Origin of the sequence: Neisseria subflava, assembly GCF_024205705.1 — a bacterium.
In the GTDB taxonomy this organism is placed as follows: domain Bacteria; phylum Pseudomonadota; class Gammaproteobacteria; order Burkholderiales; family Neisseriaceae; genus Neisseria; species Neisseria subflava_D.
In genome coordinates, this window is record NZ_CP073115.1 from 445,205 (window position 1) to 458,868 (window position 13,664).

At 50.3% G+C, this 13,664-nt stretch carries 12 protein-coding genes, 1 tRNA gene, 1 rRNA gene and 1 riboswitch; of the genes, 5 read left to right on the plus strand and 9 right to left on the minus strand.

Annotation, left to right across the window (positions count from 1 at the left end; translation table 11 throughout):
• Positions 1-35 precede the first annotated feature (35 nt).
• The 3 genes from rrf (at position 36) to KCG54_RS02200 (ending at position 1,500) form a co-directional block, all read left to right on the plus strand.
• Positions 36-149 (plus strand): 5S ribosomal RNA (rrf, locus tag KCG54_RS02190).
• 384 nt (positions 150-533) lie between these two features.
• Positions 534-821: a ComEA family DNA-binding protein gene (locus KCG54_RS02195; protein WP_036472233.1), complete on the plus strand. Its 288-nt coding sequence runs from the start codon at positions 534-536 to the stop codon at positions 819-821.
• Positions 822-1,005: 184 nt separating this feature from the next.
• Positions 1,006-1,500: a type IV pilin protein gene (locus KCG54_RS02200; RefSeq protein ID WP_254324517.1), complete on the plus strand. Its 495-nt coding sequence runs from the start codon at positions 1,006-1,008 to the stop codon at positions 1,498-1,500.
• 79 nt (positions 1,501-1,579) lie between these two features.
• Here the strand turns inward: KCG54_RS02200 and KCG54_RS02205 are convergent, their stop codons facing one another.
• The 8 genes from KCG54_RS02205 to metK all read right to left on the minus strand — a co-directional run bounded on the left by KCG54_RS02205 (position 1,580) and on the right by metK (position 8,764).
• On the minus strand, positions 1,580-2,404 hold the full coding sequence (locus KCG54_RS02205; protein ID WP_254324518.1) for an undecaprenyl-diphosphate phosphatase: 825 nt from the start codon (positions 2,402-2,404) through the stop codon (positions 1,580-1,582).
• Between the two features lie 44 nt (positions 2,405-2,448).
• Entirely contained in the window at positions 2,449-3,090 is a 642-nt protein-coding gene (locus KCG54_RS02210; protein WP_254324519.1) for a thiol:disulfide interchange protein DsbA/DsbL, read from the minus strand.
• Positions 3,091-3,101: 11 nt separating this feature from the next.
• Positions 3,102-3,509 carry an SPOR domain-containing protein gene (locus tag KCG54_RS02215; protein ID WP_254324520.1) on the minus strand — a complete coding sequence of 136 codons (408 nt, stop codon included), beginning with the start codon at positions 3,507-3,509 and terminating at the stop codon, positions 3,102-3,104.
• A gap of 116 nt (positions 3,510-3,625) precedes the next feature.
• Entirely contained in the window at positions 3,626-4,249 is a 624-nt protein-coding gene (locus tag KCG54_RS02220; RefSeq protein ID WP_254324521.1) for a hypothetical protein, read from the minus strand.
• Positions 4,250-4,402: 153 nt separating this feature from the next.
• The gene (locus KCG54_RS02225) at positions 4,403-5,899 is read right to left on the minus strand and encodes a YifB family Mg chelatase-like AAA ATPase (RefSeq protein WP_254324522.1); all 1,497 of its coding nucleotides are present in this window, start codon (positions 5,897-5,899) and stop codon (positions 4,403-4,405) included.
• 13 nt (positions 5,900-5,912) lie between these two features.
• Positions 5,913-6,233, minus strand: coding sequence for an accessory factor UbiK family protein (locus KCG54_RS02230; protein WP_003684455.1), 321 nt, complete (start codon positions 6,231-6,233; stop codon positions 5,913-5,915).
• A 125-nt stretch (positions 6,234-6,358) separates the two neighbouring features.
• Positions 6,359-7,423, minus strand: a complete 1,065-nt coding sequence (locus tag KCG54_RS02235) for a DUF1176 domain-containing protein (RefSeq protein ID WP_254324523.1) — start codon at positions 7,421-7,423, stop codon at positions 6,359-6,361.
• 171 nt (positions 7,424-7,594) lie between these two features.
• The gene (gene metK / locus KCG54_RS02240) at positions 7,595-8,764 is read right to left on the minus strand and encodes a methionine adenosyltransferase (RefSeq protein ID WP_254324524.1); all 1,170 of its coding nucleotides are present in this window, start codon (positions 8,762-8,764) and stop codon (positions 7,595-7,597) included.
• A gap of 173 nt (positions 8,765-8,937) precedes the next feature.
• A riboswitch (SAM-I-IV-variant riboswitch) is annotated at positions 8,938-9,048 on the minus strand.
• 108 nt (positions 9,049-9,156) lie between these two features.
• Between metK and KCG54_RS02245 the strand changes: the two genes are divergently transcribed.
• Positions 9,157-10,038 carry a lysophospholipid acyltransferase family protein gene (locus KCG54_RS02245; protein WP_254324525.1) on the plus strand — a complete coding sequence of 294 codons (882 nt, stop codon included), beginning with the start codon at positions 9,157-9,159 and terminating at the stop codon, positions 10,036-10,038.
• A 47-nt stretch (positions 10,039-10,085) separates the two neighbouring features.
• Here the strand turns inward: KCG54_RS02245 and KCG54_RS02250 are convergent.
• Positions 10,086-10,162: transfer RNA gene (locus tag KCG54_RS02250), tRNA-Pro, on the minus strand.
• 199 nt (positions 10,163-10,361) lie between these two features.
• Here KCG54_RS02250 and recC point away from each other — a divergent pair.
• Positions 10,362-13,661, plus strand: a complete 3,300-nt coding sequence (gene recC, locus KCG54_RS02255; RefSeq protein ID WP_254324526.1) for an exodeoxyribonuclease V subunit gamma — start codon at positions 10,362-10,364, stop codon at positions 13,659-13,661.
• Positions 13,662-13,664: the final 3 nt, after the last annotated feature.

Genomic DNA, 13,664 nt, shown 5'->3' on the forward strand with positions numbered 1-13,664 from the left:
CCGATTAAGGCTTTACCGATTTGTAACAGTTTAAGTTTGGCGGCCATAGCGAGTTGGTCCCACGCCTTCCCATCCCGAACAGGACCGTGAAACGACTCAGCGCCGATGATAGTGTGGTTCTTCCATGTGAAAGTAGGTCACCGCCAAACAACCATTCCGAAGCCCCCGACTGATGTCGGGGGCTTTTTACATGCCTGTTGTTTCTGTCGGTTTGGTGGCAGAATTGGGGTAACAGGTGTTGGGATCAAACATTGGGGTAGTAATGTGCCGGTGTTTATGGAGTATTCGTGCATCTTGGTATTGGGATCGGAAATATTTACCCTGTTGTTATTCTTGCACAAAAGTACCGAAAGTTACGGTTAACTGTTTAGAATATTTGAAATCAAACGATATTTGAGTTAATATGTCGTAAGCATTTATGTGGTATGGGCTGTTGCCCTATCTGCGTATGTGACAGTGTTTACAGAGTGGAATAAAACCATTCGGTAGACTTCCTGACTGATTCAATCAAACACGTTATGGGAAAAAATCTGATGAAGAAATTTTTATTTGGTGCATTTGCCGCTGTTTGTGCAGCATTCTCTTTGGCCGCCGTGAACATCAATACCGCATCTTCTGCCGAACTGGAGGCCTTGCCGGGTATCGGCCCGGCTAAGGCGAAATCGATTGTAGAATACCGCCAGAAGAACGGTGCGTTCAAATCGGTGGAGGAGCTGAAAAACGTGAAGGGCATTGGTGATGCGGTGCTGAACAAGTTGAAGGCGGAGGCGACGGTTTCTTCTGCCGCGCCTAAGGCTGCCCAGCCTGCCGTGAAAAAATAACCTGACGGACGATCGTACCGTAATGCCGCCCTGCGGCCGAACCGTTTGCCGGTTGGGCCACGGGGCGGCTTTGTTTGGGGGGGAATAAAACTTGAACCAGTGGAGACTTTACATGGGGTGAAGGGATAAACGGATAGGGCGCCTCTTGTTGGATAGGGATATAGAAGATAAAGGGAAGAAAGATATGTACTTAAAAGCATTTGACAGAAAACGGGATAGGGCAACTGTGCAGAGGGGCTACTCCTTGATACAGCTGCTGGTGGTGATGCTGCTGGTTTCGATCTTGGCGACGGCGGCCTTTACGGTCTATCGGGAATCGGTCCGCTCGGCCAACCTGCGTGCGGCTCATGCCGCACTGCTGGAAAATGCGCGCTTTATGGAGCAGTTCTATACGAAAAAGGGCAGCTTTAAGCTGACGTCGACGAAGTGGCCGGAATTGCCGGTGAAGGAGGCGGGCGGTTTCTGTATCAGGATGAGCGGCCAGGCTAAGGGTATCCTGGAGGGTAAGTTTACCTTGAAGGCGGTGGCGCTGGACAGGGAGGCGGAGCCGAGGGTGCTGCGCTTGAATGAGTCGCTGACGGCGGTGGTGTGCGGGAAGATGAAGGGGAAGGGCAGTTGTACGGACGGTGAGGAGATATTTAGGGGCAATGATGCGGAGTGTAAACCATTTGGCGCATAGGGTGGTCGTCTGAAGGGATAAAAGAAAAAAGGGCAAAAGAAAAGGACGTGTGTGGACACGTCCTTTGGGGGGAGAGGGGTTATTCGCTCCAGCTGACCCAGCCCAGCATCCAAGTAAGGAGAATCAGACCACCAAATACGATGCGGTAGTAGGCAAAAGGCACATAGTTTTTACTGGAGACAAATTTCAGCAAAGCTTTTACTGCCAATAAACCGGCGATAAATGCTGCGATAAAACCGATGGTAATTTGTCCGACATCTTGCAAGGTAAAGAGTTTGTAGTTTTTTAAGATGTCGTAACCTGTTGCCGCAATCATCATCGGCACGGCAAGGAAGAATGAGAATTCGGTAGCTGTTTTACGTTCCAGCCCCCACAACATACCGCCCATGATGGTACTGCCTGAACGTGATGTACCAGGGATAAGGGCGCAAATTTGGGCGCATCCTACAACAAATGCGTCGATTGGGCGCATATCATCTACATGATTGACTTTAGGTTTGGCTGTTACTTGGCGTTTTTCAACCCATAAAATGAAGAAGCCACCGAGTACCAGCATGGTAGCAACGGTAATTGGGTTGAAAAGGTGTAATTTGATTTGTTTGCTGAACAAGAGGCCAACAACCGCAGCAGGTATGAAGGCAATAAATAAATTCAGTACAAAGCGATTGGCTGTCCGTTCTTTACCGAGTCCTTTTATGATATGGGTAAATCGTTGGCGGTATTCGAATACGACAGCTAAAACTGCACCGAGTTGAATAGCAATTTCAAATACTTTTCCGTTGCTCTGAAAGTTCATTAAGTCACCGAATACAATCAAGTGACCGGTACTGGAAATAGGGAGAAACTCGGTTAAACCTTCGATAATACCGAGAATAAGTGCTTTGAATAAAATCAGAATATCCATAAGTTTTCAGACGGCCTTGAGGCCGTCTTTCTTTTGTTGAATAGTTAAATTGGTTTTGAGGATTGTTCGCGGCGAACTTTGACGATGAGCTCATCTATGGTTTTCATACCGGCTTTCCAGTCGGTACCGTTGAAATTGACTTTGTATTTACCACCGACGATGACAGTTGGTGTGTTTTCAATTCGATAAGTTTCCGTCAATTGCTTCATTTTTGCAGCAGCCGATGTGGCAGCAGGACTGTTGTAGGCTTGAAGCAGTTTTTTACTTTCAAAACTCGTTTGTTTACCCACCCATGAGCGGAATACATTGGTATCGGCCAGGTTGATTTTTTGTTCGTAAACTGCTTTGAAGATGACTGGATTGGCTTGATATTTCAAACCTGAAAGATTAACGGCTGCGGCAACCTTGGCCAAACCCAACATTTCAGACATCCAAACGACGTGCTCTGTCCGTAAGGAAACATCTTTGGCAAAGGTTTTGCTATGTTGCAACAAAACTGGATCGAGATGGTAACAATGGACGCAGAAGTAGCCGAAAAATTCTAGCACTTCAATTTTTCCGGCTTGCTGCTGCGGAATAGGGCGATTGAGGACAGTATAGTCCACGCCTTCGGTAGCAGCCTGTGCACTCAGACTGAGCAGGCTCAGGCTGAGTGCGGCAATAGTTTGTTTCATACGCTGCTTCATCAGTGATTCCATTATTTGGTAGAACGAACCAAGCTGTTGATATTATGGCCTTGCAGGTTTTTTTGCAGTTTTACAGCGGCTTCCTGAGGCATGGTGTTACTTTGAACTCGGTAAATGGTTTTGTCGCCGTTTTGCGATTCAACCACTTTGGAAGAAATACCTAAAATAGCCAATTTCGCACGTTGTGAATCTGCGCTGGAACGGTCTGCATATGAACCAAGTTGCAGGAAGGCTTTTTTACCGCTGTTGGCAGTTGCTTCGGCTTTTTCTGACGATTGTTTGCCAGCGGCGTTGCTGCTTTCTTTTGTTGCAGAGGCATTTGCGGCTTTACGTGCTTTTTCGATGCTGCCGCTGTTGAGGATTTGCTCAGGTGTCGGCTTGTTTTGTTTTTTGGCTTCGGCTGCTTTTTTCTCAGCCAATTTGCGCTCGGCACGCTCTTTTTGTTTGTCGGTCAGTTGGTCGGCCGCTTTTTTATCTTTTGCAGTTTTATCAGCAGCTTCTTTTTCAGCTTTGGCTTTTTCTGCGCGTTTTTTTTCTAATTCGGCTTTTTCTCGGCCAGTTTTTTCTTGGCGGCTTCTTTTTCTGCTTCCGCTTTTGCGGCTTTTTCTTTGGCTTCACGTTCGGCTTTGTCGGCGGCAGTTTTGTCTGCTCTTTCTTTGGCTTCGCGTTCAACTTTGTCGGTGGCGGCTTTTTCAGCTTTTTCTTTGGCTTCGCGTTCGACTTTTTCTGCTTCAGCTTTATCCGCTTTTTCTTTGGCTTCGCGTTCGACTTTTTCTGCTTCAGCTTTATCCGCTTTTTCTTTGGCTTCACGTTCTGCTTGTTCGGCTTTTTCCTGAGCTTCTTTTTCCGCTTGAGCTTTTTCTTCAGCTTCTTTGGCAGCTTTTTCAGCCTCTTCTTTAGCTTTTGCTTCTTTTTCTGCTTTGGCTTTTTCTTCATCTACTTGGGTAGATGAAGTGTCTGTAGCTGGGCGTTTCTCTGCTTTGTCCTGAGGTTTCAGGATTTCAGGTTCTTCGCTTTGTTTAGGCTGAGTCAGCTCTTTGAAAACGTTTTGGTTGCCTTGGTTCAAGAAGAACAAAATACCGGCAATAATACCTGTTGCCAGTATTAGGCCGAAAAAGAAACCGGACAAGCCTTTACCATATTGTGTAGATTTTTTCATGACTTACCTTGTAATAATGTGTTCAGACGGCCTGAAAGGAGACTGTCTGAGTTGGATTCGATATTTTATCAATAACCGTTATAGACGGCAAAATCCTGATGCTTTGTTTACTCTAGTTTTACTTAAACATAAAGATTCAGGCCGTCTGAAAAGTTAAAGAGCGCGACGGAAGCCGATGGCTTTCATCACATGTGTTTTGCTGACTTCTTCGTCCCCTGCCAAATCGGCCAGCGTACGGGCGACGCGCATGATGCGGTGGAAACTTCGTGCGGAAAGGGACAGTTTTTCAAGCATGGTTCCCAAGGCTTCTTGCGCTTCTTTTTGAATACGGGCTTTGCCATCGAGCTCGCCGACACTCAGTTCTGCATTAACTTTGCCTTGTCTGTTGTATTGGATTTTGCGCGCGGCGGTAACGCGTTCCAATACGGTGGCACTGGATTCGCCTGCTTCTTGTTGCATCAATTCGGCAGCGGAAAGGCTGGGTACTTCGATGGTTAAATCAATACGGTCGAGCAATGGCCCTGAAATTTTGTTGCGGTAGCGGGCAACGCTTTCAGGCGTGCAGCGGCAAGGTTTGGACGGATGACCAAGATAGCCGCAAGGGCAGGGGTTCATGGCGGCAACAAGTTGGAACTTGGCCGGATAAACAGCTTGGCGTGCGGCGCGGGAAATATGGATTTCGCCGTTTTCCAAAGGCTCGCGCAACACTTCTAATACTTTACGGTCAAATTCGGGCAATTCGTCTAAAAACAACACTCCGTGGTGTGCCAATGAGATTTCGCCCGGACGTGGGTCTGAACCGCCACCCACCATGGCAGCCGAGCTGGCGCTGTGATGAGGGCTGCGGAAAGGACGGTTGCTGTCGAGTTGCTGTTGATGGTTGGGTAGGAGCGAACGCAATGCCCATACTTCGACCAATTCGTCTTCGGTCAAAGGTGGGAGGATACCGGGCAAACGTTGCGAAAGCATGGATTTGCCCGTACCCGGAGGGCCCATCATCAGCAGGCTGTGCCCACCTGCCGCTGCAATTTCCAAAGCAAGGCGGGCGGTATGTTGGCCTTTAACATCGGCTAAATCAGGAATTTTACTTTGTTCAGACGGCCTTTGCGTCAGCTTGCATTCAGTTTGTGTCAACGGTTCGATACCGTTTAAATGCGCGGCCACTTCGCCTAAAGAACACGCGCCATAAACCGCGATACCGCGCATGACGGCAGCCTGTTCGGCATTTTCTTGCGGCAAGACGAACGAACGGCCTGCCTGCATTCCCTGCCATGCCATAGCCAGCGCGCCACGTACGGGACGCAGCAGGCCGGACAGTGCCAATTCTCCGGCAAACTCATATTGCGAGAGCTTTTCAGGATTAATTTGTCCCGAAGCGGCAAGAATGCCCAAGGCAATCGGCAAATCGAAACGGCCGGATTCTTTTGGGAGGTCGGCCGGTGCGAGGTTGACGGTAATTTTCTTTGCGGGAAAGTCGAAGCCGCTTTGGATGATGGCGGCACGCACACGGTCGCGGCTTTCTTTGACTTCAGTATCAGGCAAACCGACGATATTGAAATGTGGCAAGCCGTTGGCAAGGTGGGCTTCCACTTCGACCAACGGCGCATTCATGCCGCTTAAGGCGCGGCTGTAAACCAAAGCAAGCGACATGTTTCAGACGGCCTTATTCGGCAGCTTCGGTTTGTTGTTTGATTTCGGCAACAGCTTCTTCCGCAGCGGCTTCGGCAGCTTTCAAAGCTGCTTCTTCAGGCTCTTGAGCAGCTTCGAGTTTGGCCAAACGGGCTTCCAATTCAGCCAGTTTGGTACGGGTTTTAATCAAAACCTGTTGCTGGATGTCGAATTCTTCGCGGGTCACCAAATCCATGCGGTTGAATGCGCTGCCGAGCATGGCTTTAACGTTTTTTTCCATGTCTTTGGCAGGGCTGTTGGCGATGGTTTCGCTGATTTTGGAGCTGACTTCTTCAAAAAGTTGTTTGCCGAACATAATCCGTATCCTTTATTCAGAATGTATATAGAAATTCAAGTGGCTATTGTATAAGGAAAAAGGCCGTCTGAAAACGAGAATTTTTGAGATGGCTTTTGCTTTCTGCCGTAAATATTCCGTGTATTTTAACGTTCAACACGGGCTTCAAAAACAGGCATCAGCCACGCGCCGCCTGTGAAGCCTTTGCATGAACCGGTGGTGTGTTCCTCACTGCGGACAAACGTTTTACCGTCCCACACCGCTGCATTGCCAGACCAGCAGTCGCCGATCCCTCGGCCTTTGAAGCTGCCGCTAAGGGTGGCTGTTTTCTCATCGAATCCGCCGTGCCCGCCGTATGTCATTGGCGGCAGCACTTGTTCAATTTTGGTCAATTCTTTATCGGCAATGGCATAGTAGCCGCTGGTTTGATAAGCACCGCCGATACAGATGGCCGAAATCAAAACCTGACGATCGTTGAGCGGATGGACATACAGGCTGCGGTTCCAATCCATTTGCTCTTTATTGTGCAGGGCGTAACAGTAATTATCGTCGCCTTCGGAAACGCGGTTGCTGTCGCTCAAGAGCTTCATGACGGCGCTGTGGCGCGGTGTGCCTTGTTCCAGCATATCGCCCTCTTTTTTCGGCACGGCAACGGCACGGATGACGGGTTTGGGCTGCGGGCTGAGGACTGCCTGACTGCTGCCGCCTTTGCGAATCAGCGCGGAAGGCGTATTCAGACGACCTTGGAATTCGTCCGCTTTCAACATTGCCGCCGCTGCGCCTTTATCGGACAAGTGCCATTCATATTTTCCCGCGCGGATGCTGATTTTGCTTTCTTTTTTCAACGCTTCGAGCAAGGCGTTGGTTTGCGCGCTGCTCAATTTGCCTGTGCCTTTTTTGTTCAACGCCAATTTGCCCAGTGATTTGCCGTTCAGCATCAATTCGCTGCGGGCTGCCACGCGGGCGAGTTGGCGGTCATCGTCGTTAAACGGCAGTAGGGAAACTTCGCCGGCAACGGCGGCATTCGCCCCCGCTTTTCGGGTAAACAAGATGGAAACCGGTGGTTCTGTTTCATCTGCCTGATATCCGGCAAGACGGCAGGTGCCGGTATTGTCGCAAGCAATGTCCCAGTCTTTGTAATTTTGATAAAAGCCTTGAGGCGGAGCAGCCAGTGCGGTGGCAGGCAAAACAGCCAGCAGCCATTTTTTCATGATGCATTCTTTCAATTTTATTTATGTGGATTCACAAAGACAGCATAGCAATCCAAGGTTTCGTTGCGCTGTTTTTGTGAAAATACGATGTGTCGTTCGTAAAAAGGTTTTGAATATTTAGATGTAAAAAGGCCGTCTGAAACTCCCGTTCAGACGACCTTTATTATTTTTTTACACGCCTGCGGCTGCTTTTAATGCGGCTGCTTTATCGGTGCGCTCCCAAGTAAATTCAGGCTCTTCGCGACCGAAGTGGCCGTAGGCGGCGGATTTTCCGTAAATCGGGCGCAGTAGGTCGAGCATTTGGACGATGCCTTTAGGGCGCAGGTCAAAATGTTCGCGAACCAAGGCAATTAGGTTTTCTTCGCTGATTTTGCCGGTGCCGAAAGTATCGATGGAAATCGAAGTCGGTTCGGCAACGCCGATGGCGTAGGAAACTTGGATTTGGCATTGGGTTGCCAAACCGGCGGCTACGATGTTTTTCGCAACATAGCGGCAGGCGTAAGCGGCGGAACGGTCTACTTTGGACGGGTCTTTGCCGGAGAATGCGCCGCCGCCGTGCGGAGCTGCGCCGCCGTAGGTGTCGACGATGATTTTACGGCCGGTCAAACCGCAGTCACCTTGCGGGCCGCCGATAACGAAGCGGCCGGTCGGGTTGATCAGGTATTTGGTTTCGTCGGTCAGCAGTTCAGACGGCAGAACCGGTTTGATGATGTGTTCGATCACGGCGTTTTTCAGCTCTTCGTAACCGATAGACGGATCGTGCTGGGTAGACAGGACGACGGTGTCGATGCGTTTTACTTTGCCGGTTTCGCTGTCGTAAACCACGGTCAGTTGGGCTTTGGCATCAGGGCGCAGCCAAGGCAGGCGGCCGTCTTTGCGCAATTCGCTTTGACGCTGCATCAGGCGGTGGCTGTAATAGATGGCAAACGGCATCAGGGTCGGGGTTTCGTCGCAGGCGTAGCCGAACATCAAGCCTTGGTCGCCCGCGCCTTGGTTCAAGTCGATGCCTTCGCCTTCGTTCACGCCTTGGGCGATGTCCGGAGATTGTTGGTCGTAGTACACGCCGACTGCGCAGCCGTTGGCGTCAAAGCCCAGCTCGGAGGAGTTGTAGCCGATGCGTTTGATGGTTTCGCGTGCGACTTTGATGTAGTCCACTTGGGCAGTAGTAGTAATTTCGCCTGCCAATACGCACAAGCCTGTGTTAACTAGGGTTTCTGCGGCGACACGTGCTTTGGGGTCTTGTGCCAAGATGGCATCCAAAATCGCATCGGATACTTGGTCGGCAACTTTATCCGGATGGCCTTCGGATACCGATTCGGAAGTAAACAGATATTCGCTCATTGCTATTCTTTCATTAAAAACAGGCTGCTGTGTTTTCAGACGGCCTTTTATTTCGGACAGCGGAAATCATAACAAAAACTCCGCTTTTTCTCTATACAAGTGAGAAACATTAGCACTTGCCTGCTGTTTCGGAATCCTGTTGCGCGTTTCTTACAGGCAAAAAAATTCCCGCATTAAGCGGGTTTGGATTGCTCTGGCGAGCCACATCGGTTTTTCAACCGTCCACCTTACCTTTCCGTTTGAAAAGCAGGTTGGCATGGAATTCCCAACTCTTAATGCAGCGCGGATAGTAGCAGAAAAGCAGGTGTGCCGCAATATATTTGCCCGAAGTCTGTTTTGTTCAGACGGCCTGTTTCGTTTACAATCTGTCCACTTCATTTTGGTAAAACCTTATGCAAACGCTTGTCACCTTTGTTTTTAAATTTTTGGCCGCGCTGCCTTTGGCTTGGTTGCACAAATTAGGCAATCTGCTGGGCGGTTTGGGTTTCCGCGTGCTGTCGAAAGATCGCCGAAGGGTATTCGAAAACATGACACTTGCCGGATTGAACCCGACGGACGAGGCGGTGAAAAAAGTTTTTCGTGAAACGGCAAAAGGCGGCTTGGAATTGCCGGTGGCGTTTTTCAGACGGCCTGAGGAAATTGAAAACCTGTTTGTCAGCGTCAACGGTTGGGAACATGTTCAGACGGCCTTGAGCGCGGGTGAAGGTTTGCTGTTTATCACGCCGCACATCGGCAGCTATGATTTGGCGGGCCGCTACATCAGCCAGCAACTGCCGTTTCCGCTGACGGCGATGTACAAACCGCCGAAAATCAAGGCTTTTGATGCGGTGATGCAGGCAGGGCGCGTGCGCGGCAAAGGCAAGACTGCGCCGACCAGTATTCAGGGCGTCAAACAAATCATCAAGGCCCTGCGCGGCGGCGAAGCGACTATTGTGTTGCCGGATCATGTGCCGTCTCCGGAAGAAGGCGGCGACGGCGTGTGGGTGGACTTTTTCGGCAAACCTGCCTACACCATGACGTTGGCGGGCAAGCTGGCGCAAGTCAAAGGCGTGAAGGCTTTGTTTTTCTGCGGCGAGCGTCTGCCCGACGGTAAAGGCTTTGTCTTGCACATTGAGCCATTGAGCGGCGAATTGAACGGCGATAAGGAGAACGATGCGCGCGTGATCAATGAAAATACCGAATATTGGATACGCCGTTTTCCGGAACAATATTTGTTTATGTACAACCGCTACAAACATCCCGAAGGCGCGCCTTTCCCTCCGCCGGAAATATAGGCTTGCGAATGTAAAAAACCTGCTTGGACTCAAGCAGGTTTTGTATTTGGTCGGAATGAGAGGATTTGAACCTCCGACCCCTTCGTCCCGAACGAAGTGCGCTACCGGGCTGCGCTACATTCCGAATGTGGGGAATTATAGGATAGGAGAAGCCGGTTTGTACAGGGGTCGATAAATAATTAATAATTGGCTGCCGATGGGTTTGTTTTAGGCCGTCTGAAGCGATGTGTTTCAGACGGCCTGTGTTTTTGTTTGCCGCTTCTGCTGAAGCATTTGTCCTAATGGCATTATAATGTGGGCAATTGTTTTTTAGATTGTCTGCTATGTTTTATCTTTATCAGTCCGACCGTTTGGAAGCGCTTGCCGAAATGTGCGCGCGTATTCATCAGGCCTTGCCTTTGGATGCGGTATTGGCGCAGGAAGAAGTGGTGGTGCAGAGCCAGGGGATGCGGCGGTATCTGAATGTGTTTTTTGCGCGCAAACTCGGCGTGGCGGCGAATTTGAAGTTCAGCCTGCCGGCCGGTTTGGCGTGGCAGCTGATGCGTAAATTGGTTCCCGATGTGCCGCCGCTCAGCCCGTTTTCGCCTGAGGTCATGCGTTGGCGTTTGCTGGATTTGTTCCGCAGCGAAGAGTTTCAGACGGCCCCGGAATACGAAAACGTGCGCCTGAAGCTGGAAAGTTATTTGCACAGCTCGGCATCGGCGGATTATCAGCTTGCCGGACAGATGGCAGATATTTTCGACCAATATTTGGTGTACCGTCCGGATTGGATTGATGCGTGGCAGGCTGGGAAGCTGCTGGGTTTGGGCGATGATGAGGATTGGCAGGCGCGGCTGTGGCGTTATTTGGACGATGGCAGCCAATCTGCGCCGCACCGCGTGGCCTTGTGGGAAAAGCTGTTGGCGCAGTTGGATAAATCGGTTTTGCCGCAAAGGTTGTTCGTATTCGGCATTTCGACAATGGCGCCGATGTATCTGCAACTGCTGCACCAAATTTCCAAGCATTGCGATGTATTTGTGTTCGCACTCAACCCGAGCAGCCAGTATTGGGGCGAGATCATCGATGAGGCGCAGATTTTGAAAAGGGGCGATGAGGCGGATTTGTCGCAGGCAGGGCATCCGCTGTTGGCTTCTTTGGGCAAGCAGGGACGCGATTTCTTTGATTTTCTGTCGGAAGTGGAAACCGAGCAGGATATTCAGGTTTATGAAGAGGAAAAAGACGATACCTTGTTGCATTGTCTGCAAAACGATATCCAAAACTTAATCATGCCGTCTGAACGCTTATATCAACAGGAAGAAGGCGAAGCAGGCGGGCAACAGGCTTTGGTTCAGGTTCACGATGCGGACGGCAATCCAGTGTGTGTCGAGCCGGATAAGCTGCTGAACGACGGCTCCGTCAAAATCGTCGCGGCGCACAGCCCTTTGCGCGAATTGCAGATTTTGAAAGAAGAGCTGTCGCTGGTGTTGCAAAAAAATCCCGACTGGCAGCCGCACGATATTGCCGTGTTGACGCCGAACATTGAGCCGTACAGTCCGTTTATCGAAGCCGTTTTCGGACAGGAGCAGGCAGGCAGCCAGGCTTTGCCGTATTCGATTTCGGATGTGAAGCTCAGCCGCCGTCAGCCGTTGCTGTATGCTTTGGCACAAACTTTGGACTTGCTGAAGAGCCGGTTTGAAGTGGACAAGGTTTTGCCTTTACTGGAAAGCCGGTTGGTGTTGCAACGCTTCGGTTTGAGCGAGGAAGATTTGCCGCTGCTGCATGAGGCTGTTGCCGGATTAAATGTGCATTGGGGTTTGGACCAAACCATGCGCGAGGGCAAAGACAACCTCTTTACTTGGCAGCAGGCGGTAGAGCGTTTGGCCTTGGGCTGGATGCTGCCTGAAGGCGGCAACGGCATGTGGCAGGGCGTGAGCGCGTGGCATAGCAATGTCAACCAGTTGGACGTGTTCAGCGGTTTTGCTGAATTTATCCGTACTTTGGCCGATATGGCGGCGCAATGGAATGAGCCTGCTAATGTGGAAAGTTGGGTGCAGCGTTGCCGCGATTTGCTGGAGAAACTGTTTGCTCCGGATACGGACGACCAATACGCCAAGCAACAGTTTGAGCAATCTTTGGCGAAATGGCAGGAAGAGGCGCAGTTGGCCGAATTTGACGGATTGTTGCCGTGTAAAACCGTTATCCGCCATATCCGCCGCTTTTTGGACAGCGAAAGCCAAGCCGGATTTTTGAGCGGCGGCATTACTTTTTGCAGTATGGTGCCGATGCGCAGCCTGCCGTTTAAAATGGTTTGCCTGTTGGGTTTGAATGACGGCGATTTTCCGCGCAATACCAAAGCGGCGGTGTTTGACCTGATTGCTAAACATCCGAAAAAAGGCGACCGCGCCCGCCGTGACGACGACCGTTATCTCTTCCTCGAAGCCTTAATCAGCGCGCGCGAAATGTTGTATTTGTCTTATATCGGCCGCGATATACGCAATGATGCCGAGTTCGCGCCGTCTTCGTTAATCAGCGAGCTGCTGGATACTATTGCCGCCATGACAGGGAAAAGTGGGCGCGAGTTATCGGAGAAATGGGTGAAACATCATCCGTTGCAGGCGTTTTCGCGCCGTTATTTCCAAAAGGATGCGCTTTCAGATGGTCTCTTCAGTACGCGCCAAGATTACGCCGATGCGTTGAGCCAACCGCCAGCGGAAGCGCAGCCGTTTTTCCTTGAGGCTTTAAGTCAGGAAGAGCCGGGCAAAACCATTCATCAAGGCGAGCTCATCAGTTTTTGGCGCAACCCTGTCAAAGTTTGGCTGAAGAAAAATTTAAGCTGGGATCAGCCGTATCTGGACGGCGCATGGGAGTCTGCCGAACCGTTTGAGCCGCAACATGAAGGTCGGATTGCCGATGCTTATTTGGATGCGCGGCGCAAAGGGGAAGATTTTGAAGATACGGCCATTCGGCTGAATGCCGAAAGTCTGATGCCGGTAGGCGAGTTGGGCGGTTTGTGGCAGAAGCAGTATCAGATATCTGCGAAAAATGTGGATGCCGAGTTGATACGCAGCAACAAAAGGCCGTCTGAACCTTATGAAGAATCCTTTGACGACTTGGTTTTACAAGGTACCATCGGCAATCTTTATGAATGCGGCCGCATTGTGTTTCTAAACCCAAAAGACAATGCGCCCAACCGTATTGCCCGTTTACTGGAGCATTTGATTTTTTGCGCCGTCGCCCCTAAATCCGTTGCAAACCGACAAACCTATATTGTCAGCTTGGGGCAGACCGAAACCTATGCCGCCATCGGGCAAGAGGCGGCGAGGGCACTTTTGAAAGAATGGTTGGTATATTTCCGAATCGGACAAAATACCCCCTTGCCGTTTTTCGCCAAAACCAGTCTTGCCGCTGCGGAGGAGTACAACAAGAAAGAGGATTGGGATGCTACCTTGAGAAAAGCCCATGAGGTTTTTAACGGCAATAAAATGAGCAAAGGGCAGAAAGAATATACCGAAGTGAAGCTGGTGTTTGGTCATTCGGAAGAATCGCCTCTTGAAGAGCCGCTATTTGAAAACCTTGTCGTCAATCTGCTTGTTCCGCTTTTGAACAGCGCGGCAGGGAAAAACAATGCAACAGAACAGGAGTAAAGC

Bases quoted from the DNA above. Each gene is read 5' to 3' on its own strand.
- metK (WP_254324524.1), bottom strand. From the start codon at position 8,764: ATGAGCGAATATCTGTTTACTTCCGAATCGGTATCCGAAGGCCATCCG.
- KCG54_RS02210 (WP_254324519.1), bottom strand. From the start codon at position 3,090: ATGAAGCAGCGTATGAAACAAACTATTGCCGCACTCAGCCTGAGCCTG.
- KCG54_RS02245 (WP_254324525.1), top strand. From the start codon at position 9,157: ATGCAAACGCTTGTCACCTTTGTTTTTAAATTTTTGGCCGCGCTGCCT.
- KCG54_RS02225 (WP_254324522.1), bottom strand. From the start codon at position 5,899: ATGTCGCTTGCTTTGGTTTACAGCCGCGCCTTAAGCGGCATGAATGCG.
- KCG54_RS02230 (WP_003684455.1), bottom strand. From the start codon at position 6,233: ATGTTCGGCAAACAACTTTTTGAAGAAGTCAGCTCCAAAATCAGCGAA.
- KCG54_RS02235 (WP_254324523.1), bottom strand. From the start codon at position 7,423: ATGAAAAAATGGCTGCTGGCTGTTTTGCCTGCCACCGCACTGGCTGCT.
- KCG54_RS02220 (WP_254324521.1), bottom strand. From the start codon at position 4,249: ATGAAAAAATCTACACAATATGGTAAAGGCTTGTCCGGTTTCTTTTTC.
- KCG54_RS02195 (WP_036472233.1), top strand. From the start codon at position 534: ATGAAGAAATTTTTATTTGGTGCATTTGCCGCTGTTTGTGCAGCATTC.
- KCG54_RS02200 (WP_254324517.1), top strand. From the start codon at position 1,006: ATGTACTTAAAAGCATTTGACAGAAAACGGGATAGGGCAACTGTGCAG.
- KCG54_RS02205 (WP_254324518.1), bottom strand. From the start codon at position 2,404: ATGGATATTCTGATTTTATTCAAAGCACTTATTCTCGGTATTATCGAA.
- recC (WP_254324526.1), top strand. From the start codon at position 10,362: ATGTTTTATCTTTATCAGTCCGACCGTTTGGAAGCGCTTGCCGAAATG.